Below are 19,100 nucleotides of genomic sequence, written 5' to 3' on the forward strand. Positions count from 1 at the left end.
AAGGGGTGCATCATGGCAATCGTTAAATGCAAACCGACTTCCCCTGGCCGCCGTTTTGTGGTCAAGGTGGTCAACCAGGAGCTGCATAAAGGCGCTCCTCACGCACCGCTGCTCGAGAAGAAATCGAAGACTGGTGGTCGTAACAACAATGGTCGTATTACCACTCGTCACATCGGTGGTGGCCATAAGCAGCATTATCGTCTGGTCGACTTCCGTCGCAACGACAAAGATGGCATCGCTGCCACTGTCGAGCGTATCGAATACGATCCAAACCGTACTGCTCACATCGCTCTGCTGCTGTACGCAGATGGCGAGCGTCGCTACATCATCGCCCCTAAAGGCGTGAGTGCTGGTGACCAGCTGATCGCAGGTGCTTTGGCACCGATCAAGCCGGGCAACGCTCTGCAACTGCGCAACATTCCAGTTGGTAGCACCGTACACGGCATCGAATTGAAGCCGGGTAAAGGCGCGCAAATCGCTCGTTCCGCTGGTGCTTCGGCTCAGCTGATCGCTCGTGAAGGTGTCTACGTGACCCTGCGTCTGCGCTCTGGTGAAATGCGTAAAGTATTGGCTGAATGCCGTGCGACCCTGGGCGAAGTCTCGAACTCCGAGCACAGCCTGCGTTCGCTGGGTAAAGCTGGTGCCAAACGCTGGCGTGGCGTTCGCCCAACCGTTCGTGGTGTTGCCATGAACCCGGTTGACCACCCACACGGTGGTGGTGAAGGTCGTACCTCTGGTGGTCGTCATCCGGTATCGCCATGGGGCTTCCCGACTAAGGGCGCGAAGACTCGTGGTAATAAGCGTACCGACAAAATGATCGTCCGTCGTCGCAAGTAAATAGAGGGATACGACAGTGCCACGTTCTCTGAAAAAAGGTCCTTTTATTGATCTTCACCTACTGAAGAAGATCGAAGTGGCGGCGGAAAAGAACGATCGCAAACCGGTGAAAACCTGGTCGCGTCGTTCGATGATCCTGCCACAAATGGTCGGTCTGACCATTGCAGTGCATAACGGTCGTCAACATGTTCCAGTTCTCGTGAACGAAGACATGGTCGGCCACAAACTAGGCGAGTTTGCCGGTACCCGCACATATCGTGGGCACGTGGCAGACAAGAAAGCCAAGCGTTAAGGGGTAAGGAACGATGGAAGTAGCCGCTAAGTTGTCGGGCGCTCGAATCTCCGCCCAGAAAGCCCGCTTGGTCGCCGACCAGATCCGCGGGAAGAAGGTGGGCGAAGCGCTCAACCTGTTGGCTTTCAGCAGTAAGAAAGCCGCCGAGATCATCAAGAAAGTGCTGGAGTCGGCCGTAGCCAACGCCGAGCACAACGAAGGCGCAGACGTTGATGACCTGAAGGTCAGCACCGTTTTCGTCAACGAAGGGCGTTCGCTGAAGCGCATCATGCCTCGTGCCAAAGGCCGAGCTGATCGCATCGTCAAGCGGTCTTGCCATATCACTGTCAAGGTTGCTGACAAGTAACGGAGTCGAAGAGATGGGTCAGAAAGTACATCCCATTGGCATTCGCCTGGGAATCGTCAAGGAGCACACCTCCGTCTGGTACGCAGACGGTCGGACTTATGCGGACTACTTGTTCGCTGATCTGAAGGTGCGTGAGTATCTCCAAGACAAACTAAAAAGCGCGTCCGTGAGCCGTATCGATATCCATCGTCCAGCTCAAACTGCACGTATCACCATCCACACCGCTCGTCCAGGTATCGTTATCGGGAAGAAAGGTGAAGATGTTGAGAAACTGCGTCAGGACCTGACCAAGCAAATGGGTGTGCCTGTGCACATCAATATCGAAGAGATCCGCAAGCCGGAGCTCGACGGTATGCTGGTTGCGCAGAGCGTAGCTCAGCAGCTGGAGCGTCGCGTTATGTTCCGTCGCGCTATGAAGCGCGCAGTACAGAACGCCATGCGCATTGGTGCCAAAGGCATCAAAATCCAAGTGAGCGGTCGTCTCGGCGGTGCTGAAATCGCACGTACTGAATGGTATCGCGAAGGTCGTGTGCCACTGCACACCCTGCGTGCCGACATCGACTATGCCAACTACGAAGCTCACACCACCTACGGTGTGATCGGTGTAAAGGTTTGGATCTTCAAAGGCGAAGTAATTGGTGGTCGCCAAGAAGAACTGAAACCACAAGCACCAGCGCCTCGTAAAAAAGCTGCTAAGTAAGGGGTACGCCAAATGTTGCAACCAAAGCGTACGAAGTTCCGCAAGCAGATGACAGGCCACAACCGTGGTCTGGCTCAGCGCGGTAGCAAAGTCAGCTTCGGCGAATATGCGCTGAAGTCTGTAGCTCGTGGTCGTCTCACCGCTCGTCAGATCGAGTCAGCGCGTCGTGCACTGACCCGTCACGTTAAACGTGGCGGCAAGATCTGGATCCGTGTATTCCCGGACAAGCCTATCTCCAAAAAGCCCCTCGAAGTTCGGATGGGTAAAGGTAAGGGTAACGTGGAATATTGGGTTGCCCAGATTCAGCCAGGCAAAGTCCTGTATGAAATCGAGGGTGTTACTGAAGAGCTGGCGCGTGAGGCTTTCGCCCTGGCTGCTGCAAAGCTGCCGCTCGCCACCTCCTTTGTTAAACGGACGGTGATGTGATGAAAGCGAATGAACTTCGTGAAAAATCCGCACAGCAGCTGAACGAGCAACTGCTCGGCCTGCTGCGCGACCAGTTCAATCTGCGTATGCAGAAAGCAACTGGCCAGTTGGGGCAGTCTCATCTGCTCTCGCAAGTTAAGCGTGACATTGCTCGCGTGAAGACTGTGCTCAACCAGCAGGCAGGTAAGTGATCATGGCTGAAGCCGAAAAGACTGTCCGTACGCTGACTGGCCGTGTTGTCAGCGACAAGATGGACAAAACCATCACCGTTTTGATCGAGCGTCGCGTTAAGCACCCGATCTACGGTAAATACGTTAAGCGTTCGACTAAGCTGCACGCGCACGACGAAACCAACCAGTGCCACATCGGCGACAAAGTCACTATTCGTGAAACTCGTCCGTTGGCCAAGACCAAGTCTTGGGCCCTGGTTGATGTTCTCGAACGCGCTGTGGAAGTCTAAGGACTAGGGGTCGGAGAAATTATATGATTCAGACTCAATCCATGCTCGATGTGGCCGATAACAGCGGCGCACGCCGCGTTATGTGCATCAAGGTGCTGGGTGGCTCCCATCGTCGTTACGCTGGTATCGGTGACATCATCAAAGTTACCGTGAAGGAAGCAATTCCTCGCGGTAAAGTGAAAAAAGGCCAAGTGATGACTGCTGTTGTAGTCCGCACTCGTCACGGCGTACGCCGTGCAGATGGCTCCATTATCCGCTTTGATGGCAACGCTGCTGTTCTTCTGAACAACAAGCAAGAGCCGATCGGCACCCGTATCTTTGGGCCAGTGACCCGTGAACTTCGTACTGAGAAGTTCATGAAGATCGTCTCGCTCGCCCCAGAAGTGCTGTAAGGAGATCCGACATGCAAAAGATTCGTCGTGACGACGAGATCATCGTGATCGCCGGCAAAGACAAAGGTAAGCGCGGTAAGGTGCTGAAGGTTCTTGCTGATGACCGTCTGGTCGTTGGTGGTCTGAACCTGGTCAAGCGTCATACCAAGCCTAACCCGATGTCGGGCGTACAAGGCGGTATCGTCGAGAAAGAAGCGCCACTGCACGCTTCTAACGTCGCCATCTTCAACGGCGAAACCAACAAGGCTGACCGCGTTGGTTTCAAAGTAGAAGACGGTAAGAAAATTCGTGTCTTCAAGTCGACCCAAAAAGCGGTTGATGCTTGAACACTGCTAGGTAGAAGACCATGGCACGACTAAAAGAGATTTACCGGAAGGAAATCGCACCGAAACTTAAGGAAGAACTTAAGCTTTCGAACGTGATGGAAGTTCCGCGCGTTACCAAAATCACCCTGAACATGGGTCTGGGCGAAGCGATCGGCGACAAAAAAGTCATCGAGCACGCTGTTGCTGACCTGGAAAAGATCACCGGCCAAAAAGTCGTTGTGACCTACGCTCGTAAATCCATCGCTGGCTTTAAAGTCCGTGAAGGATGGCCGATCGGCGTCAAAGTGACTCTGCGCCGTGAGCGTATGTACGAATTCCTGGATCGTCTGCTGTCGATCTCCCTGCCTCGGGTCCGCGACTTCCGCGGCCTGAATGCCAAGTCCTTCGATGGTCGTGGTAACTACAGCATGGGCGTTAAAGAGCAGATCATCTTCCCGGAAATCGACTACGACAAGATCGATGCTCTCCGCGGTCTGGACATCACCCTGACCACCACTGCCAAGAACGATGATGAAGGCCGCGCTCTGCTGCGTGCGTTCAAATTCCCGTTCCGCAACTGATTGGAGTAGGACCATGGCCAAGATGAGCATGAAAAACCGCGAGCTGAAGCGTCAGCTCACGGTTGCCAAGTACGCCAAGAAGCGTGCAGCACTGAAAGCAATCATCGTTGATCTGAACGCAAGTCCAGAAGCGCGTTGGGAAGCTACAGTTGCTCTGCAGAAGCAGCCACGTGACGCAAGCGCTTCGCGCATGCGTAACCGCTGCCGCCTGACCGGTCGTCCACACGGCGTTTACCGCAAGTTCGGCCTCGGCCGTAACAAACTGCGTGAAGCGGCAATGCGTGGTGACGTACCAGGTCTGGTTAAAGCCAGCTGGTAAGTACGTTCGAAGTCTCGGTGGCCAGGATCGCAAGATACTGACCGCCGGTGGCCTAGAATCTGGAACAAGCCCCTTTTGGGGCTTGTTTCATTTCCGGAGTGTGTCTAAAATACGCGGCTCGCCTGAGCCCGTGTGTTTTGTGCTCGGAGATTCTCGGCGACACGTAATGGCCGCAAGGCTAATTTTTTTGTATTAGGAGCGTCTAGCCATGAGTATGCAGGACCCGTTAGCGGACATGCTAACTCGTATCCGTAATGCCCAGATGGCTGAAAAGTCCGTCGTAAGCATGCCATCTTCCACGTTGAAGGTTGCTGTTGCCAAAGTCCTGAAAGACGAAGGCTACATTGCGGGTTATCAGATCAGCAGCGAAATCAAACCACTGCTGTCCATCGAGCTGAAGTACTTCGAAGGCCGTCCGGTCATCGAAGAAGTGAAGCGCGTTAGCCGTCCAGGCCTGCGTCAGTACAAGTCCGTTGATGATCTGCCAAAAGTTCGTGGCGGTCTCGGTGTGTCTATCGTCTCCACCAACAAAGGTGTGATGACGGATCGTGCTGCGCGCGCTGCCGGTGTCGGCGGCGAAGTTCTTTGCACTGTGTTCTAAGGGGGGATAAGCATGTCACGCGTCGCTAAGAACCCCGTTAAGCTGCCAGCCGGTGTCGAAGTAAAATTCGCAGGCCAACAGCTTTCGGTGAAGGGTGCCAAGGGCACTCTGGAACTGAACATCCATTCGTCCGTTGAGATCGTTGAAGAAGCTGGTGAGCTGCGTTTCGCTGCTCGCAATGGCGATCAACAAACTCGCGCAATGGCCGGTACCACTCGTGCGTTGGTAAACAACATGGTCCAAGGCGTAAGCCAAGGCTTCGAGCGCAAGCTCCAGCTGGTCGGTGTTGGTTACAAAGCGCAAGCAAAAGGCACGGTTCTGAACCTGGCCCTTGGCTTCTCGCACCCAGTGGATTACGAACTGCCGGAAGGCATCACCGCTGAGACCCCTAGCCAAACCGATATCCTGATCAAGGGTATTGATAAGCAGCTGGTAGGTCAGGTGGCCGCTGAGATCCGCGACTTCCGTCCACCAGAGCCGTACAAAGGCAAAGGTGTGCGCTACGCGGACGAAGTCGTCCGTCGTAAAGAAGCCAAGAAGAAGTAGGGCATAGCAAATGACCGACAAAAAAGTTACTCGACTGCGTCGCGCTCGCAAAGCACGCCTGAAAATGCACGAACTCGAAGTCGTGCGTCTCTGCGTGTTCCGCTCGTCGCAGCACATCTACGCCCAGGTCATCTCGGCCGACGGCAACAAAGTCCTGGCAAGCGCCTCGACTTTGGATAAAGAACTGCGTGATGGTGCCACTGGCAACATCGACGCGGCCACTAAGGTTGGCCAGCTGGTCGCTACGCGTGCTAAGGCCGCCGGCGTCTCGCAAGTGGCTTTCGACCGCTCTGGCTTCAAGTACCACGGCCGCGTGAAAGCGCTGGCTGATGCTGCTCGTGAAGCTGGGCTGGAGTTCTAAGTTATGTCAAATAACGACCAAAAGCGCGACGAAGGCTACATTGAGAAGCTGGTTCAAGTTAACCGCGTAGCCAAAACCGTTAAAGGCGGCCGTATCTTCACTTTCACCGCGTTGACCGTGGTAGGTGATGGTAAAGGGCGCGTTGGCTTCGGCCGTGGCAAGTCACGTGAAGTGCCTGCTGCGATCCAGAAGGCAATGGAAGCTGCTCGTCGCAACATGATCCAAGTTGATCTGAACGGCACCACTCTGCAGTACGCAATGAAGTCCGCTCACGGCGCTTCGAAGGTGTACATGCAGCCTGCCTCTGAAGGTACCGGTATCATCGCTGGCGGCGCTATGCGTGCTGTCCTCGAAGTTGCTGGCGTTCAGAACGTTCTGGCCAAGTGCTACGGCTCGACTAACCCGGTAAACGTGGTTCACGCCACTTTCAAGGGTTTGAAAGCAATGCAGTCTCCTGAATCCATTGCCGCCAAGCGTGGCAAAAGCGTCAAGGAGATCTTCTGATCATGGCTACCGTTAAAGTAACGCTGATCAAAAGCATGACCGGCCGCATCCCTAACCACAAATTGTGCGTTAAGGGTTTGGGTCTGCGTCGCATCGGTCACACTGTAGAAGTACTTGATACTCCCGAGAATCGCGGGATGATCAACAAGGCTTACTACATGCTGCGTGTCGAGGGTTAATTCGATGAAACTCAATGATCTGAGTCCAGCGCCGGGTTCCCGTCGCGAAAAGCATCGTCCGGGCCGTGGTATCGGTAGTGGTTTGGGCAAGACCGGTGGCCGTGGCCACAAAGGTCAGTCCTCCCGCTCCGGTGGCACCATCGCTCCAGGCTTTGAAGGCGGTCAACAGCCGCTGCATCGTCGCCTGCCGAAGTTCGGTTTCGTTTCCCTGAAAGCCATGGATCGCGCAGAAGTGCGTCTGTCCGAGCTGGCCAAAGTGGAAGGCGACATCGTTACCGTGCAGACCCTGAAAGATGCCAACGTGATCAACGTCAACGTACAGCGTGTGAAAATCATGCTGTCCGGTGAAGTGACTCGCGCTGTCACTATCGGCAAGGGAATCGGCGCCACCAAAGGTGCGCGTTCGGCTATCGAAGCAGCTGGCGGCAAGTTCGAGGAATAAATGGCTAAGCAAGGTGCTCTCTCAGCGCTCGGCAAAGGCGGTATGTCTGAACTTTGGGCTCGTCTGCGTTTTCTGTTCCTGGCGATTATCGTCTACCGAATAGGCGCACACATCCCGGTTCCAGGTATCAACCCGGACCGACTCGCAGACCTGTTTCGACAGAATGAGGGGACCATTCTTAGCTTGTTCAACATGTTTTCCGGCGGCGCGCTGGAACGGATGAGCATCTTTGCACTGGGGATCATGCCGTACATCTCGGCATCGATCATCATGCAACTGATGACCGCCGTCAGTCCGCAGTTGGAGCAGTTGAAGAAGGAAGGTGAAGCTGGCCGTCGCAAGATAAGCCAGTACACCCGCTACGGCACTGTCATCCTCGCCCTGGTCCAGGCTATCGGCATGTCCGTTGGCCTGGCCGGGCAGGGTGTTGCGTTCACTGGTGACTTTGGCTTCCATTTCGTCGCGGTATCCACATTTGTGGCTGGTGCGATGTTCATGATGTGGCTGGGTGAGCAGATTACTGAGCGTGGTGTTGGTAACGGTATCTCGATGTTGATTTTCGCAGGTATCGTTGCCGGTCTTCCGAGAGCGATTGGGCAGTCTTTCGAGTCTGCACGTCAGGGTGATATCAATATCTTCGCCCTGGTTGCCATCGGTTTGTTGGCAGTAGCGATTATCGGTTTTGTGGTGTTCATTGAGCGTGGCCAGCGTCGTATTGCTGTTCACTACGCCAAGCGTCAGCAGGGCCGCAAGGTCTTTGCCGCGCAGACCAGCCACCTGCCGCTGAAAGTGAACATGGCCGGGGTTATTCCTGCCATTTTCGCGAGCAGCATTTTGCTGTTTCCGGCTTCGTTGGGTGCCTGGTTCGGTCAGTCTGAAGGTATGGGCTGGTTGCAGGACATCTCGCAGTCGATCGCTCCTGGTCAGCCGTTGAATATTCTGCTGTTTAGTGCAGGGATTATTTTCTTCTGCTTCTTCTATACGGCGTTGATGTTCAATCCGAAAGACGTAGCGGAAAACCTGAAGAAGTCCGGTGCCTTTATTCCGGGTATTCGTCCAGGTGAGCAGTCTGCGCGCTACATTGATGGCGTTCTGACTCGCTTGACCATGTTCGGTGCTCTATATATGACGGCCGTCTGCCTGTTGCCCCAGTTCCTGGTGGTTGCAGCAAACGTTCCGTTCTACCTTGGCGGGACCTCGTTGCTGATCGTCGTCGTGGTTGTGATGGACTTCATGTCCCAAGTACAATCGCACCTCGTTTCGCACCAGTACGAATCCCTGATGAAGAAAGCCAACCTGAAGGGTTACGGCAGCGGCATGTTGCGCTGAGTACCCATAAGGTTCGAGGAGTTGGTGATGAAAGTTCGTGCATCGGTGAAAAAGCTGTGCCGTAACTGCAAGATTATTCGCCGCGAAGGTGTTGTTCGAGTAATTTGCAGCGCGGAACCGCGTCACAAACAGCGCCAAGGCTGAGTGTGATCCGCTTGAAGCCCGGCAGCTAGTGCGCTGCCGGGTTGATTATTTGTTATTACAGCGATATTATCTCGCGCCCTATTTCTTGGCTTCCGGGGCGTAGGTAGCTGTCAATTGGAGTCCCACTGAATGGCCCGTATTGCAGGCGTTAACATTCCAGATAACAAGCACACTGTTATCTCGCTGACCTACATCTATGGTGTTGGTCGCACTACTGCGCAGAAAATTTGCGCAGACACTGGGGTAAACCCAGCCGCAAAGATCAAGGATCTGAGCGACGAGCAGATTGAGCTGTTGCGTGGCGAAGTGGCGAAGTTCACCACTGAAGGTGACCTGCGCCGCGAAATCAACATGAAAATCAAGCGTTTGATGGACCTCGGTTGCTACCGTGGTCTGCGTCATCGTCGTGGTCTTCCAGTACGCGGTCAGCGTACCAAGACTAACGCGCGTACCCGTAAAGGTCCGCGTAAGCCGATCCGCAAGTAATCGCCCACGCGAATCGACAGGAAATTAATCATGGCAAAACCTGCTGCTCGTCCTCGTAAAAAAGTTAAAAAGACAGTGGTTGATGGCATCGCCCACATCCATGCATCTTTTAACAACACAATCGTGACCATCACCGACCGTCAAGGTAACGCGCTTTCTTGGGCTACCTCCGGTGGTTCGGGTTTCCGCGGTTCCCGCAAGTCCACCCCGTTTGCTGCTCAAGTAGCTGCTGAACGTGCTGGTCAAGCTGCGCTGGAATATGGCCTGAAAAACCTCGACGTCAACGTCAAAGGTCCAGGTCCAGGTCGTGAGTCTGCTGTCCGTGCATTGAACGGCTGTGGCTATAAGATCGCCAGCATCACCGACGTGACGCCAATCCCGCACAACGGGTGCCGTCCGCCGAAGAAGCGCCGCGTGTAATCCAGGAGATTGTAAAGAATGGCTCGTTACATTGGTCCAAAATGCAAACTCGCTCGTCGTGAAGGCACCGATCTCTTTCTGAAGAGCGGCGTGCGCGCGATCGAATCGAAGTGCAACATTGAAGCAGCACCTGGTATCCACGGCCAACGCCGCGGTCGCCAGTCCGACTACGGCACCCAACTGCGTGAAAAGCAGAAGGTCCGTCGTATCTACGGCGTTCTCGAGCGTCAGTTCAGCGGCTACTACAAAGAAGCTGCTGGCAAGAAAGGTGCAACCGGTGAAAACCTGCTGCAACTGCTCGAATGCCGTCTGGACAACGTTGTATACCGTATGGGCTTTGGTTCGACTCGTGCCGAATCCCGTCAGCTGGTATCGCACAAATCCGTCAGCGTAAACGGCCAAACCGTTAACGTCCCGTCGTACCAGGTTCGTGCTGGTGACGTGGTCGCGATTCGCGAGAAAGCAAAAAATCAACTTCGCATTGTCCAAGCTCTCGATCTGTGTGCCCAACGTGGCCGCGTAGAATGGGTAGAAGTAGACACTGAGAAGAAGTCGGGCGTTTTCAAGAACGTTCCTGCTCGCAGTGATCTGTCCGCCGACATCAACGAAAGCCTGATTGTCGAGCTCTACTCCAAGTAAGGGCTAGAAAATAGGTGCATCCATGCAGATTTCGGTAAATGAGTTCCTGACACCCCGTCACATTGATGTGCAGGTTGTCAGTCCAACCCGCGCCAAGATCACTCTCGAGCCTCTCGAGCGTGGTTTTGGCCACACCCTGGGCAACGCGCTGCGCCGCATCCTGTTGTCCTCAATGCCCGGCTGTGCAGTAGTCGAGGCCGAGATTGACGGTGTGCTCCACGAGTACAGCGCCATCGAAGGTGTACAGGAAGACGTAATTGAAATCCTGTTGAACCTTAAAGGTCTGGCTATCAAGCTGCACGGCCGTGACGAAGTTACGCTGACCTTGTCGAAGAAGGGTTCGGGGGTGGTTACCGCTGCCGATATTCAGCTGGATCATGATGTCGAGATCGTTAATCCCGATCACGTAATCGCTAACCTGGCGTCTAACGGCGCCCTGAACATGAAGCTCACCGTAGCTCGTGGTCGTGGTTATGAACCGGCCGACTCGCGTCAGAGCGATGAAGACGAAAGCCGCAGCATTGGTCGCTTGCAGCTCGACTCTTCGTTCAGCCCGGTTCGCCGTATCGCATACGTGGTGGAAAACGCCCGTGTCGAACAGCGTACTAACCTGGACAAGCTGGTTATTGATCTGGAAACCAACGGTACTCTGGATCCTGAAGAGGCTATCCGCCGCGCTGCAACCATTCTGCAACAGCAGTTGGCTGCGTTCGTCGACCTCAAGGGTGACAGCGAACCAGTGGTAATCGAGCAGGAAGACGAGATCGATCCGATCCTGCTTCGCCCGGTTGACGATCTGGAACTGACTGTACGTTCGGCTAACTGCCTTAAGGCGGAAAACATTTACTACATCGGTGATCTGATTCAGCGCACCGAAGTAGAACTGTTGAAGACTCCGAACCTGGGCAAGAAATCCTTGACTGAAATCAAGGACGTTCTGGCCTCCCGCGGTCTGTCCCTCGGCATGCGCCTCGACAACTGGCCGCCTGCAAGTCTTAAGAAGGACGACAAGGCGACTGCCTGATCGTCGTAATCACCGAACGTGAGTTTGGTAAGGAATGAACCATGCGTCATCGTAAAAGTGGTCGTCACCTGAGCCGTACCAGCTCGCACCGTAAGGCTATGTTCCAGAACATGGCGGTGTCGCTGTTCGAGCACGAGCTGATCAAAACTACACTGCCGAAAGCTAAAGAACTGCGTCGCGTTGCTGAGCCGCTGATTACTTTGGCCAAGACAGACAGCCTGGCTAACCGCCGTCTGGCTTTCGACCGTACTCGTTCGAAAGCTATCGTTGGTAAGCTCTTCAACGACCTGGGCAAGCGTTACGCTACCCGTGAGGGTGGCTACCTGCGCATCCTCAAGTGCGGTTTCCGCGCTGGTGACAACGCGCCTATGGCGTACGTTGAGCTGATCGATCGTCCAGTTGGCGGTGAAGCTGTATCCGCTGAGTAAGACGTCAGTCTGTAACGAAGAACCGGGCCTAGTGCCCGGTTTTTTGTGCGCGTTGGAAAACTGGAATTACCTCGAGCGAATACACGTTCATCCCGTGCAGCAACTTTTGATATCCGTTCGGATGTATCGTTAGTTAATTTCTATCGGTTGGCATGATTTAATAAATTTGATGGTGTCATCTTCCTGGTCAATAATCGCTCCAAGCCGATTAGCCGGCAGTTCCAAGACTGACCTGAGGAAGATTGAGCATGAGCCAGAATAAAACCCTTACTACCGCCAGCGGCGCACCTGTCGCGGATAACCAGAATTCCCGTTCCGCCGGTCCACGCGGCCCGCTGCTGCTCGACGACTTTCACCTGATCGAGAAGCTCGCTCACTTCAACCGTGAAAACATTCCTGAGCGTCGTGTACACGCCAAAGGCTCGGGCGCTTACGGTACCTTCACCGTCACTCAAGACATCACGCAGTACACCAGCGCCAAGCTGTTCGATTCTGTGGGCAAGCAAACTCAGACTTTCCTGCGCTTCTCCACGGTGGGTGGCGAGCGTGGTTCGGCCGATACTGAGCGCGACCCGCGTGGTTTCGCGTTGAAGTTCTACACCGAAGAAGGCAACTGGGACATCGTTGGTAACAATACCCCGGTGTTCTTCATCCGCGACCCGCTGAAGTTTCCCGACTTTATCCACACCCAAAAGCGCCTGCCGCAAAGCAACCTGAAAAGTGCACAGATGATGTGGGACTTCTGGTCGCACTCCCCTGAGGCGCTGCACCAGGTCACCATCCTGTTTTCGGACCGTGGCATCCCGGACGGCTACCGTCACATGCACGGCTTCGGCAGTCACACCTACAGCTTGATTAACGCCAAAGGCGAGCGTCACTGGGTGAAGTGGCACTACAAGACCAAGCAAGGTATCAAGAACCTGGCGCCGGCTGACGCTGCACGCCTGGCGGGTACCGACCCTGATTACGCTCAGCGCGATCTGTTCGGTGCTATTGAGCGTGGTGACTTCCCGAAATGGCGCGTGTGCATTCAGATCATGACTGAGGCCCAGGCCAACGCTCACTACGAAAACCCGTTCGACGTGACCAAGACCTGGTCGCAGAAAGAGTTCCCGCTGATCGAAGTGGGTGAGCTGGAACTGAACCGCAACCCGCTGAACTACTTCGCTGAAGTTGAACAGGCGGCTTTCGGTCCAAGCAACATGGTCCCGGGTGTTGGCCTGTCGCCAGACCGCATGCTGCAAGGGCGCGTGTTCGCTTACGCCGATGCCCATCGCTACCGCGTAGGTACCAATCACCAGCAACTGCCGGTGAATGCGCCACGCAGCCCAGTCAACAGCTACCAGCGTGATGGTTCGATGGCATTCGGCTCCAATGGTGGTGCGGCCCCCAATTACGAGCCAAACAGCTACGCCGATGCGCCGAAGCAGGCTCCTCAGTACGCCGAGCCAGCCTTGGCCCTGAGCGGTGCGGCTGATCGTTACGATCACCGCGAAGATACCGACTACTACAGCCATGCCGGTGCGCTGTTCCGCCTGATGAACGATGAGCAGAAAGCCCTGCTGATCAACAATATCGCCGGCGCAATGGCGGGTGTTTCCAGCGACGTGGTGCAGCGCCAGTTGCAGTACTTCTTCAAGGCCGACCCGGCTTATGGAGAAGGGATCGCATCTGCACTGGGTGTATCGCTGAACTGACTCTAAACGATAAGCAGAACCGCCCTCATTTGGGCGGTTTTTGCGTTATTTAAGCTACTTTTCACCGGAAATCTTCACTTTTCTGCCGTTGGTCCCGTGACCTCCGGGTCATCATGGTTCAAACTACAGACTTTCAAGCAGGGAGATGTAGGGCGATGCAAGGTCACCCCGACGTAATCGATTACCTCAACACGTTGCTGACGGGCGAACTGGCAGCTCGTGACCAATATTTCATTCACTCGCGGATGTACGAAGACTGGGGCTTTACCGAACTCTACGAGCGTATCAACCATGAAATGGAAGAAGAGGCACAGCACGCCGACGCACTGATGCGCCGTATCCTGATGCTCGAAGGCACGCCCCGTATGCGTCCCGACGACCTGGATACCGGCACCACGGTGCCTGAGATGCTCGCCAGCGACTTGCGCCTTGAGTACAAGGTCCGTGCCGCGCTCTGCAAGGGCATTGAGCTCTGCGAGCAGCACAACGACTACGTCACGCGGGAAATCCTGCGGGTGCAGTTGAATGACACCGAAGAAGATCACACCTACTGGCTGGAAAAGCAGTTGGGCCTGATCAAGCTGATTGGCCTGGAGAATTACCTGCAATCGCAGTTCTGATTCCTCCAGCTACGAAAAAGCCCCTGTCACTTACACGGTGACAGGGGCTTTTTCGTGGGGCTGAACAATCAGTCCTTGTCGCGAGCCAGCAGAGGCTTGAGGTAGAAGCCGGTGTGAGACTGCTTCATCTCCGAGACTTGCTCCGGTGTGCCGACCGCAATGATCTGCCCACCTTTGGAACCGCCTTCCGGCCCCAGGTCCACCAGCCAGTCGGCGGTCTTGATCACATCCAGATTGTGCTCGATCACTACCACCGTATTGCCGTGGTCACGCAGGCGATGCAGCACATCCAGCAATTGCTGGATATCCGCGAAGTGCAGGCCTGTGGTCGGCTCGTCGAGGATGTACAGCGTCTTGCCGGTATCACGCTTGGACAGCTCGCGAGACAGCTTGACCCGCTGGGCCTCGCCACCCGAGAGCGTCGTCGCCGACTGACCCAGCTTGATGTACGACAGGCCAACATCCATCAGTGTCTGCAGCTTGCGCGCCAGGGCCGGTACCGCGTCGAAGAACACCCGCGCTTCCTCGATCGTCATCTCGAGGGTTTCGTGGATGCTCTTGCCCTTGTACTTGATCTCCAGGGTTTCGCGGTTGTAGCGCTTGCTCTTGCACACGTCGCACGGCACGTAGATGTCCGGCAGGAAGTGCATCTCCACCTTGATCAAGCCATCGCCCTGGCACGCTTCGCAGCGGCCGCCCTTGACGTTGAACGAGAACCGGCCAGGCCCGTAGCCACGGGAGCGCGATTCCGGCACGCCGGCGAACAGCTCGCGAATCGGCGTGAACAGCCCGGTGTAGGTCGCCGGGTTGGAGCGCGGTGTGCGGCCAATCGGGCTTTGGTCGATATCGACCACCTTGTCCAGGTGTTCCAGGCCCTTGATGCTGTCGTGAGCGGCGGCTTCCAGGGTGGTCGCGCCGTTCAGTGCAGTGGCACTCAACGGGAACAGCGTGTTGTTGATCAGCGTTGATTTGCCCGAACCGGATACACCGGTCACACAGGTCAGCAGGCCCAGCGGGATCTCCAGGTCTACATTGCGCAGGTTGTTGCCACGCGCGCCCTTGAGGTGCAGTGCCATCTTCTTGTTGCGCGGGGTGCGTTTGGCCGGCACGGCGATCTTCACGCGACCCGACAGGTACTTACCGGTCAGCGAGTCAGGATGCGCCATCACTTCAGCCGGCGTGCCCTCGGCGACAATATGCCCACCGTGAACGCCCGCTCCCGGGCCGATATCGACCACATAATCGGCCAGGCGAATCGCGTCTTCATCGTGCTCGACCACGATCACCGTATTGCCGATGTCCCGCAGGTGCTTCAGCGTGCCCAGCAAACGGTCGTTGTCCCGTTGATGCAAACCAATCGACGGTTCATCGAGGATGTACAACACGCCCACCAGGCCGGCACCGATCTGGCTGGCCAAGCGAATCCGCTGGGCTTCACCGCCGGAAAGCGTGTCGGCACTGCGGTCCAGCGACAGGTAGTCCAGGCCCACGTTGACCAGGAACTGCAGCCGTTCACGAATCTCCTTGAGGATCTTGTCGGCAATTTCCCCGCGGCGGCCCGTCAGTTTCAGCGTGCCGAAGTATTCGCAGGCATCGCCAATCGGCAGGTTGGTCACTGCCGGCAGGGTCTTCTCGCCAACCCACACATGCCGCGCCTCACGGCGCAGGCGTGTGCCACGGCAATCCGGGCAAGGCTGGGTGCTGAGGAACTTGGCCAGCTCCTCGCGCACGCTGGCGGACTCTGTCTCGCGGTAGCGCCGCTCCAGGTTCGGCACGATGCCTTCGAACGGGTGCGAGCGTTTGACGATATCGCCACGGTCATTCAAATACTTGAAGTCGACGTTCTGCGAACCGCTGCCATGCAGGATGAATTTCTGCTGTTCGGCGGGCAGTTCGTTGAACGGCACTTCCAGGCTGAACTTGTAGTGCGAAGCCAACGACCCCAGCATCTGGAAGTAATAGACGTTACGCCTGTCCCAGCCACGTATCGCACCCTCCGCCAGTGTGAGGTCACCGTTGACCAGGCGCTTGATGTCGAAGAATTGCTTAACCCCCAGGCCATCACAGGTCGGGCAAGCGCCGGCCGGGTTGTTGAAGGAAAACAGCTTCGGTTCCAGCTCGCTGATGGCATGGCCGCAGATCGGGCAGGCGAAGCGCGCGGAGAAGATGATTTCTTCCCCGGGCTCGTCGTCCATCGGCGCCACCAGGGCAATGCCGTCTGCCAGCTTCAGCGCGGTCTCGAAAGACTCCGCCAGGCGCTGCTGCAAATCGGCACGCACCTTGAAACGGTCGACGACCACATCAATCGAGTGCTTCTTCTGTTTATCCAGCTTCGGCGCTTCGTCCAGCTCGTAGAGCTTGCCGTTGATGCGGGCACGCACGAAACCCTGGGCACGCAGTTCTTCAAAGACCGAAAGGTGTTCACCCTTGCGCTCGCGAATCACCGGTGCCAGCAGCATCAGCTTGGCGCCCTCCGGCTGGGCCAGCACCAGGTCGACCATCTGGCTGACGGTCTGGGCTTCCAGGGGAATGTCGTGGTCCGGGCAGCGGGGAATACCCACGCGGGCATACAGCAGGCGCAGGTAGTCGTAGATCTCGGTGATGGTGCCCACGGTGGAACGCGGGTTGTGGGAGGTGGATTTCTGTTCGATGGAAATCGCAGGCGACAGGCCTTCAATGGTGTCGACGTCGGGCTTTTCCATCATCGACAGGAACTGGCGGGCATAGGCCGACAGGGATTCCACATAGCGGCGCTGGCCTTCGGCGTACAGCGTGTCAAACGCCAGGGACGACTTGCCGGACCCGGACAAGCCGGTGATGACGATCAGTTTGTCCCGTGGCAGGGTCAGGTCGATGTTCTTCAGGTTGTGGGTTCGAGCCCCACGAATCAGGATCTTGTCCAAGATGGCCTCGCACGGCGGGCGTAAATAATGCAGGAGTATACGGCTAAAGACTGGATGAATATACACTGTCAAAGTGCCGGGTGCAGCCTTACATGAAAGCTGCGCGGCAAAGCGCCGCATATACCCTCTCAATCGATGGGACTGGTAGAATCGCCGCCGGTTCACACGAGGTTTATCCATGCACGATCCCCACAGCGAACGCATGAGTGGCAGCGAGACCCGCGCAGCAAGCGGTCTGGCCCTGGTGTTCGCATTCCGTATGCTTGGCATGTTTATGGTGTTGCCGGTGCTGGCGACCTATGGAATGGATCTCGCAGGAGCGACCCCGGCCCTGATCGGCCTGGCGATTGGCGCCTATGGCCTGACCCAGGCGCTGTTTCAGATTCCGTTCGGCGTCATTTCCGACCGCATCGGCCGCCGGCCGGTGATCTACCTCGGCCTGATCGTCTTCGCCCTGGGCAGTCTGCTTGCGGCCAATGCCGACTCTATCTGGGGCGTGATCGCCGGACGCGTCCTGCAAGGCGCCGGCGCGATTTCCGCCGCCGTCATGGCACTGCTCTCCGACCTGACCCGCGAACAACACCGTACCAAGGCCATGGCGATGATCGGCATGACCATCGGTCTTTCGTTCGCCGTGGCGATGGTAGTCGGCCCGCTGCTGACCCGCGCGTTCGGCTTGCACGGTCTGTTCCTGGCCACCGGTGGCATGGCGCTGTTCGGCATCGTGATTGTCGCCTTCATGGTTCCGCATTCCACGGGGCCGTTGCAGCACCGTGAGTCGGGCGTCGCCAAGCAGGCATTGCTGCCGACACTCAAGCACCCGGACCTGTTGCGCCTGGATTTGGGTATCTTCGTATTACACGCAATGCTGATGTGCAGCTTCGTCGCCTTGCCCCTGGCCCTGGTGCAAAAAGCCGGGTTGCCCAAGGAGCAGCACTGGTGGGTCTATCTCACCGCGCTGCTGATTTCGTTCTTCGCCATGATCCCATTCATCATCTACGGCGAGAAGAAACGCAAAATGAAACGAGTTCTGCTGGGCGCCGTCGCGACATTGATGCTCACTGAGCTATTCTTCTGGCAGTTCGGCGACAGCCTGCGGGCGCTGGTGATCGGCACGGTGGTGTTCTTCACCGCGTTCAACCTGCTGGAGGCTTCACTGCCTTCGCTGATCAGTAAGGTTTCACCGGCCGGCGGCAAAGGCACGGCGATGGGCGTGTATTCCACCAGCCAGTTCCTCGGTTCTGCACTGGGCGGGATCATGGGCGGCTGGATGTTCCAGCATGGCGGTTTGTCGGTTGTGTTCCTGGGATGCGCAGGTCTGGCTGCCCTCTGGCTAGCCTTTGCTGTTACCATGCGCGAACCTCCCTATGTGACGAGCCTGCGCTTGCCGTTATCGCCCGAAGCGATCCGCGAAGCCGGTCTGGTCGAGCGCCTTAAGGCCGTTGTTGGGGTTACGGATGCTGTGGTTGTTACTGAAGAAGCCGCCATCTACATCAAATTGGACACCGAATTATTGGATCGCGCGACGCTCGAGCAACTGGTCAACCCAGTGCCGACAGCGCGCCCAGCCTAGGAGAACGTTATGGCCCGTGGGGTTAACAAAGTCATATTGGTCGGTACATGCGGCCAGGATCCCGAAGTTCGCTACTTGCCGAACGGTAACGCCGTGACCAACCTGAGTCTGGCGACCAGCGAACAGTGGACCGACAAGCAAACCGGCCAGAAGGTCGAGAAAACCGAATGGCACCGTGTGTCGATGTTCGGCAAGGTTGCAGAGATCGCCGGTGAATACCTGCGCAAAGGTTCGCAGGTCTACATCGAAGGCAAGCTGCAAACCCGCGAGTGGGAAAAAGACGGCATCAAGCGTTACACCACCGAAATCGTGGTCGACATGCAAGGCACCATGCAACTGCTGGGCGGCCGTCCACAGGGCGACCAACAGGGCCAGGGCGGCATGTCCAACTCGGCGCCGCGTCCACAGCAGCAGTCCCGTCCGCAGCCAACCCAGCAGCCACAGCGTGAGTCGCGTCCAGCGCCACAGCAGGCCGCTCCTCAGCCGGCAGCCGACTTCGACAGCTTTGATGACGATATTCCGTTCTAAGGTCGCTTGAGACCCAGA

General features: G+C 56.5%; 29 protein-coding genes. 28 read left to right on the forward strand and 1 reads right to left on the reverse strand.

Translation table 11 applies throughout. The features are described from left to right. Nucleotides 1-12 precede the first annotated feature (12 nt). The 26 genes from rplB to bfr all read left to right on the forward strand — a co-directional run bounded on the left by rplB (nucleotide 13) and on the right by bfr (nucleotide 14,078). Nucleotides 13-837: a 50S ribosomal protein L2 gene (rplB, locus tag ACW9I6_RS08745; protein WP_003210080.1), complete on the forward strand. Its 825-nt coding sequence runs from the start codon at nucleotides 13-15 to the stop codon at nucleotides 835-837. A 16-nt stretch (nucleotides 838-853) separates the two neighbouring features. Beyond that, complete coding sequence (rpsS, locus tag ACW9I6_RS08750; RefSeq protein WP_002555486.1) at nucleotides 854-1,129, forward strand: 30S ribosomal protein S19; 276 nt, start codon at nucleotides 854-856, stop codon at nucleotides 1,127-1,129. Nucleotides 1,130-1,142: 13 nt separating this feature from the next. After that, the gene (gene rplV / locus ACW9I6_RS08755; protein WP_003210077.1) at nucleotides 1,143-1,475 is read left to right on the forward strand and encodes a 50S ribosomal protein L22; all 333 of its coding nucleotides are present in this window, start codon (nucleotides 1,143-1,145) and stop codon (nucleotides 1,473-1,475) included. Nucleotides 1,476-1,488: 13 nt separating this feature from the next. Beyond that, on the forward strand, nucleotides 1,489-2,175 hold the full coding sequence (gene rpsC, locus ACW9I6_RS08760; protein ID WP_003176422.1) for a 30S ribosomal protein S3: 687 nt from the start codon (nucleotides 1,489-1,491) through the stop codon (nucleotides 2,173-2,175). A 12-nt stretch (nucleotides 2,176-2,187) separates the two neighbouring features. Continuing rightward, nucleotides 2,188-2,601, forward strand: coding sequence for a 50S ribosomal protein L16 (gene rplP, locus ACW9I6_RS08765; RefSeq protein ID WP_003210075.1), 414 nt, complete (start codon nucleotides 2,188-2,190; stop codon nucleotides 2,599-2,601). Continuing rightward, nucleotides 2,601-2,792: a 50S ribosomal protein L29 gene (rpmC, locus tag ACW9I6_RS08770; protein WP_002555481.1), complete on the forward strand. Its 192-nt coding sequence runs from the start codon at nucleotides 2,601-2,603 to the stop codon at nucleotides 2,790-2,792. The genes rplP and rpmC overlap by 1 nt, the downstream gene beginning before the upstream one ends. A gap of 2 nt (nucleotides 2,793-2,794) precedes the next feature. Then, nucleotides 2,795-3,061 (forward strand): 30S ribosomal protein S17, encoded by a 267-nt coding sequence (gene rpsQ, locus ACW9I6_RS08775; protein ID WP_003176419.1) that lies wholly within the window; start codon nucleotides 2,795-2,797, stop codon nucleotides 3,059-3,061. 23 nt (nucleotides 3,062-3,084) lie between these two features. Then, entirely contained in the window at nucleotides 3,085-3,453 is a 369-nt protein-coding gene (gene rplN, locus ACW9I6_RS08780) for a 50S ribosomal protein L14 (protein ID WP_002555479.1), read from the forward strand. Between the two features lie 11 nt (nucleotides 3,454-3,464). After that, complete coding sequence (rplX, locus tag ACW9I6_RS08785) at nucleotides 3,465-3,779, forward strand: 50S ribosomal protein L24 (protein ID WP_007896770.1); 315 nt, start codon at nucleotides 3,465-3,467, stop codon at nucleotides 3,777-3,779. A gap of 20 nt (nucleotides 3,780-3,799) precedes the next feature. Next, nucleotides 3,800-4,339 (forward strand): 50S ribosomal protein L5, encoded by a 540-nt coding sequence (gene rplE, locus ACW9I6_RS08790; RefSeq protein ID WP_003210069.1) that lies wholly within the window; start codon nucleotides 3,800-3,802, stop codon nucleotides 4,337-4,339. A gap of 13 nt (nucleotides 4,340-4,352) precedes the next feature. Further along, nucleotides 4,353-4,658, forward strand: a complete 306-nt coding sequence (gene rpsN / locus ACW9I6_RS08795; protein ID WP_003176414.1) for a 30S ribosomal protein S14 — start codon at nucleotides 4,353-4,355, stop codon at nucleotides 4,656-4,658. 208 nt (nucleotides 4,659-4,866) lie between these two features. Continuing rightward, nucleotides 4,867-5,259, forward strand: a complete 393-nt coding sequence (rpsH, locus tag ACW9I6_RS08800; RefSeq protein ID WP_003186040.1) for a 30S ribosomal protein S8 — start codon at nucleotides 4,867-4,869, stop codon at nucleotides 5,257-5,259. 12 nt (nucleotides 5,260-5,271) lie between these two features. Further along, a complete protein-coding gene (rplF, locus tag ACW9I6_RS08805; RefSeq protein ID WP_003176412.1) occupies nucleotides 5,272-5,805 on the forward strand; it encodes a 50S ribosomal protein L6 in 534 nt (177 codons plus the stop codon). Nucleotides 5,806-5,815: 10 nt separating this feature from the next. After that, nucleotides 5,816-6,166 (forward strand): 50S ribosomal protein L18, encoded by a 351-nt coding sequence (gene rplR, locus ACW9I6_RS08810; RefSeq protein ID WP_003186037.1) that lies wholly within the window; start codon nucleotides 5,816-5,818, stop codon nucleotides 6,164-6,166. Nucleotides 6,167-6,169: 3 nt separating this feature from the next. Continuing rightward, nucleotides 6,170-6,670, forward strand: coding sequence for a 30S ribosomal protein S5 (gene rpsE / locus ACW9I6_RS08815; protein WP_003186035.1), 501 nt, complete (start codon nucleotides 6,170-6,172; stop codon nucleotides 6,668-6,670). A 2-nt stretch (nucleotides 6,671-6,672) separates the two neighbouring features. After that, the gene (rpmD, locus tag ACW9I6_RS08820; RefSeq protein WP_003186033.1) at nucleotides 6,673-6,849 is read left to right on the forward strand and encodes a 50S ribosomal protein L30; all 177 of its coding nucleotides are present in this window, start codon (nucleotides 6,673-6,675) and stop codon (nucleotides 6,847-6,849) included. 4 nt (nucleotides 6,850-6,853) lie between these two features. Beyond that, complete coding sequence (rplO, locus tag ACW9I6_RS08825) at nucleotides 6,854-7,291, forward strand: 50S ribosomal protein L15 (protein ID WP_003210066.1); 438 nt, start codon at nucleotides 6,854-6,856, stop codon at nucleotides 7,289-7,291. Beyond that, a complete protein-coding gene (secY, locus tag ACW9I6_RS08830) occupies nucleotides 7,292-8,620 on the forward strand; it encodes a preprotein translocase subunit SecY (protein ID WP_003210064.1) in 1,329 nt (442 codons plus the stop codon). Between the two features lie 27 nt (nucleotides 8,621-8,647). Continuing rightward, the gene (rpmJ, locus tag ACW9I6_RS08835; RefSeq protein ID WP_002555468.1) at nucleotides 8,648-8,764 is read left to right on the forward strand and encodes a 50S ribosomal protein L36; all 117 of its coding nucleotides are present in this window, start codon (nucleotides 8,648-8,650) and stop codon (nucleotides 8,762-8,764) included. A 129-nt stretch (nucleotides 8,765-8,893) separates the two neighbouring features. Further along, a complete protein-coding gene (gene rpsM / locus ACW9I6_RS08840) occupies nucleotides 8,894-9,250 on the forward strand; it encodes a 30S ribosomal protein S13 (protein WP_003210063.1) in 357 nt (118 codons plus the stop codon). Between the two features lie 30 nt (nucleotides 9,251-9,280). After that, nucleotides 9,281-9,670, forward strand: a complete 390-nt coding sequence (gene rpsK, locus ACW9I6_RS08845; protein WP_002555466.1) for a 30S ribosomal protein S11 — start codon at nucleotides 9,281-9,283, stop codon at nucleotides 9,668-9,670. An 18-nt stretch (nucleotides 9,671-9,688) separates the two neighbouring features. Beyond that, nucleotides 9,689-10,309 (forward strand): 30S ribosomal protein S4, encoded by a 621-nt coding sequence (gene rpsD, locus ACW9I6_RS08850; protein ID WP_003210056.1) that lies wholly within the window; start codon nucleotides 9,689-9,691, stop codon nucleotides 10,307-10,309. 22 nt (nucleotides 10,310-10,331) lie between these two features. After that, nucleotides 10,332-11,333: a DNA-directed RNA polymerase subunit alpha gene (locus ACW9I6_RS08855; RefSeq protein ID WP_003176403.1), complete on the forward strand. Its 1,002-nt coding sequence runs from the start codon at nucleotides 10,332-10,334 to the stop codon at nucleotides 11,331-11,333. 41 nt (nucleotides 11,334-11,374) lie between these two features. Continuing rightward, complete coding sequence (rplQ, locus tag ACW9I6_RS08860; RefSeq protein WP_003210053.1) at nucleotides 11,375-11,761, forward strand: 50S ribosomal protein L17; 387 nt, start codon at nucleotides 11,375-11,377, stop codon at nucleotides 11,759-11,761. Between the two features lie 248 nt (nucleotides 11,762-12,009). Beyond that, a complete protein-coding gene (locus ACW9I6_RS08865; protein WP_457339188.1) occupies nucleotides 12,010-13,458 on the forward strand; it encodes a catalase in 1,449 nt (482 codons plus the stop codon). A 155-nt stretch (nucleotides 13,459-13,613) separates the two neighbouring features. Continuing rightward, a complete protein-coding gene (gene bfr, locus ACW9I6_RS08870) occupies nucleotides 13,614-14,078 on the forward strand; it encodes a bacterioferritin (RefSeq protein ID WP_003210048.1) in 465 nt (154 codons plus the stop codon). A gap of 68 nt (nucleotides 14,079-14,146) precedes the next feature. On the opposite strand, the gene uvrA is transcribed toward bfr, so the two are convergent. Continuing rightward, nucleotides 14,147-16,981 (reverse strand): excinuclease ABC subunit UvrA, encoded by a 2,835-nt coding sequence (gene uvrA / locus ACW9I6_RS08875; protein ID WP_003210046.1) that lies wholly within the window; start codon nucleotides 16,979-16,981, stop codon nucleotides 14,147-14,149. Nucleotides 16,982-17,159: 178 nt separating this feature from the next. Here uvrA and ACW9I6_RS08880 point away from each other — a divergent pair, with 178 nt between their 5' ends. Together ACW9I6_RS08880 and ACW9I6_RS08885 are read left to right on the forward strand one after the other, a co-directional pair. Continuing rightward, nucleotides 17,160-18,554: an MFS transporter gene (locus ACW9I6_RS08880; RefSeq protein WP_457339190.1), complete on the forward strand. Its 1,395-nt coding sequence runs from the start codon at nucleotides 17,160-17,162 to the stop codon at nucleotides 18,552-18,554. Nucleotides 18,555-18,563: 9 nt separating this feature from the next. Further along, nucleotides 18,564-19,082 carry a single-stranded DNA-binding protein gene (locus ACW9I6_RS08885; protein WP_003210042.1) on the forward strand — a complete coding sequence of 173 codons (519 nt, stop codon included), beginning with the start codon at nucleotides 18,564-18,566 and terminating at the stop codon, nucleotides 19,080-19,082. The last annotated feature ends 18 nt before the right edge of the window (nucleotides 19,083-19,100 follow it).

The organism is Pseudomonas sp. SDO5522_S412, from assembly GCF_054071215.1.

Coding starts and splice junctions, on each gene's coding strand:
- rplB (WP_003210080.1), top strand. CDS start 13: ATGGCAATCGTTAAATGCAAACCGACTTCCCCTGGCCGCCGTTTTGTG.
- rplV (WP_003210077.1), top strand. CDS start 1,143: ATGGAAGTAGCCGCTAAGTTGTCGGGCGCTCGAATCTCCGCCCAGAAA.
- rpsC (WP_003176422.1), top strand. CDS start 1,489: ATGGGTCAGAAAGTACATCCCATTGGCATTCGCCTGGGAATCGTCAAG.
- rplP (WP_003210075.1), top strand. CDS start 2,188: ATGTTGCAACCAAAGCGTACGAAGTTCCGCAAGCAGATGACAGGCCAC.
- rpmC (WP_002555481.1), top strand. CDS start 2,601: ATGAAAGCGAATGAACTTCGTGAAAAATCCGCACAGCAGCTGAACGAG.
- rpsQ (WP_003176419.1), top strand. CDS start 2,795: ATGGCTGAAGCCGAAAAGACTGTCCGTACGCTGACTGGCCGTGTTGTC.
- rplN (WP_002555479.1), top strand. CDS start 3,085: ATGATTCAGACTCAATCCATGCTCGATGTGGCCGATAACAGCGGCGCA.
- rplX (WP_007896770.1), top strand. CDS start 3,465: ATGCAAAAGATTCGTCGTGACGACGAGATCATCGTGATCGCCGGCAAA.
- rplE (WP_003210069.1), top strand. CDS start 3,800: ATGGCACGACTAAAAGAGATTTACCGGAAGGAAATCGCACCGAAACTT.
- rpsN (WP_003176414.1), top strand. CDS start 4,353: ATGGCCAAGATGAGCATGAAAAACCGCGAGCTGAAGCGTCAGCTCACG.
- rpsH (WP_003186040.1), top strand. CDS start 4,867: ATGAGTATGCAGGACCCGTTAGCGGACATGCTAACTCGTATCCGTAAT.
- rplF (WP_003176412.1), top strand. CDS start 5,272: ATGTCACGCGTCGCTAAGAACCCCGTTAAGCTGCCAGCCGGTGTCGAA.
- rplR (WP_003186037.1), top strand. CDS start 5,816: ATGACCGACAAAAAAGTTACTCGACTGCGTCGCGCTCGCAAAGCACGC.
- rpsE (WP_003186035.1), top strand. CDS start 6,170: ATGTCAAATAACGACCAAAAGCGCGACGAAGGCTACATTGAGAAGCTG.
- rpmD (WP_003186033.1), top strand. CDS start 6,673: ATGGCTACCGTTAAAGTAACGCTGATCAAAAGCATGACCGGCCGCATC.
- rplO (WP_003210066.1), top strand. CDS start 6,854: ATGAAACTCAATGATCTGAGTCCAGCGCCGGGTTCCCGTCGCGAAAAG.
- secY (WP_003210064.1), top strand. CDS start 7,292: ATGGCTAAGCAAGGTGCTCTCTCAGCGCTCGGCAAAGGCGGTATGTCT.
- rpmJ (WP_002555468.1), top strand. CDS start 8,648: ATGAAAGTTCGTGCATCGGTGAAAAAGCTGTGCCGTAACTGCAAGATT.
- rpsM (WP_003210063.1), top strand. CDS start 8,894: ATGGCCCGTATTGCAGGCGTTAACATTCCAGATAACAAGCACACTGTT.
- rpsK (WP_002555466.1), top strand. CDS start 9,281: ATGGCAAAACCTGCTGCTCGTCCTCGTAAAAAAGTTAAAAAGACAGTG.
- rpsD (WP_003210056.1), top strand. CDS start 9,689: ATGGCTCGTTACATTGGTCCAAAATGCAAACTCGCTCGTCGTGAAGGC.
- ACW9I6_RS08855 (WP_003176403.1), top strand. CDS start 10,332: ATGCAGATTTCGGTAAATGAGTTCCTGACACCCCGTCACATTGATGTG.
- rplQ (WP_003210053.1), top strand. CDS start 11,375: ATGCGTCATCGTAAAAGTGGTCGTCACCTGAGCCGTACCAGCTCGCAC.
- ACW9I6_RS08865 (WP_457339188.1), top strand. CDS start 12,010: ATGAGCCAGAATAAAACCCTTACTACCGCCAGCGGCGCACCTGTCGCG.
- bfr (WP_003210048.1), top strand. CDS start 13,614: ATGCAAGGTCACCCCGACGTAATCGATTACCTCAACACGTTGCTGACG.
- ACW9I6_RS08880 (WP_457339190.1), top strand. CDS start 17,160: ATGCACGATCCCCACAGCGAACGCATGAGTGGCAGCGAGACCCGCGCA.
- ACW9I6_RS08885 (WP_003210042.1), top strand. CDS start 18,564: ATGGCCCGTGGGGTTAACAAAGTCATATTGGTCGGTACATGCGGCCAG.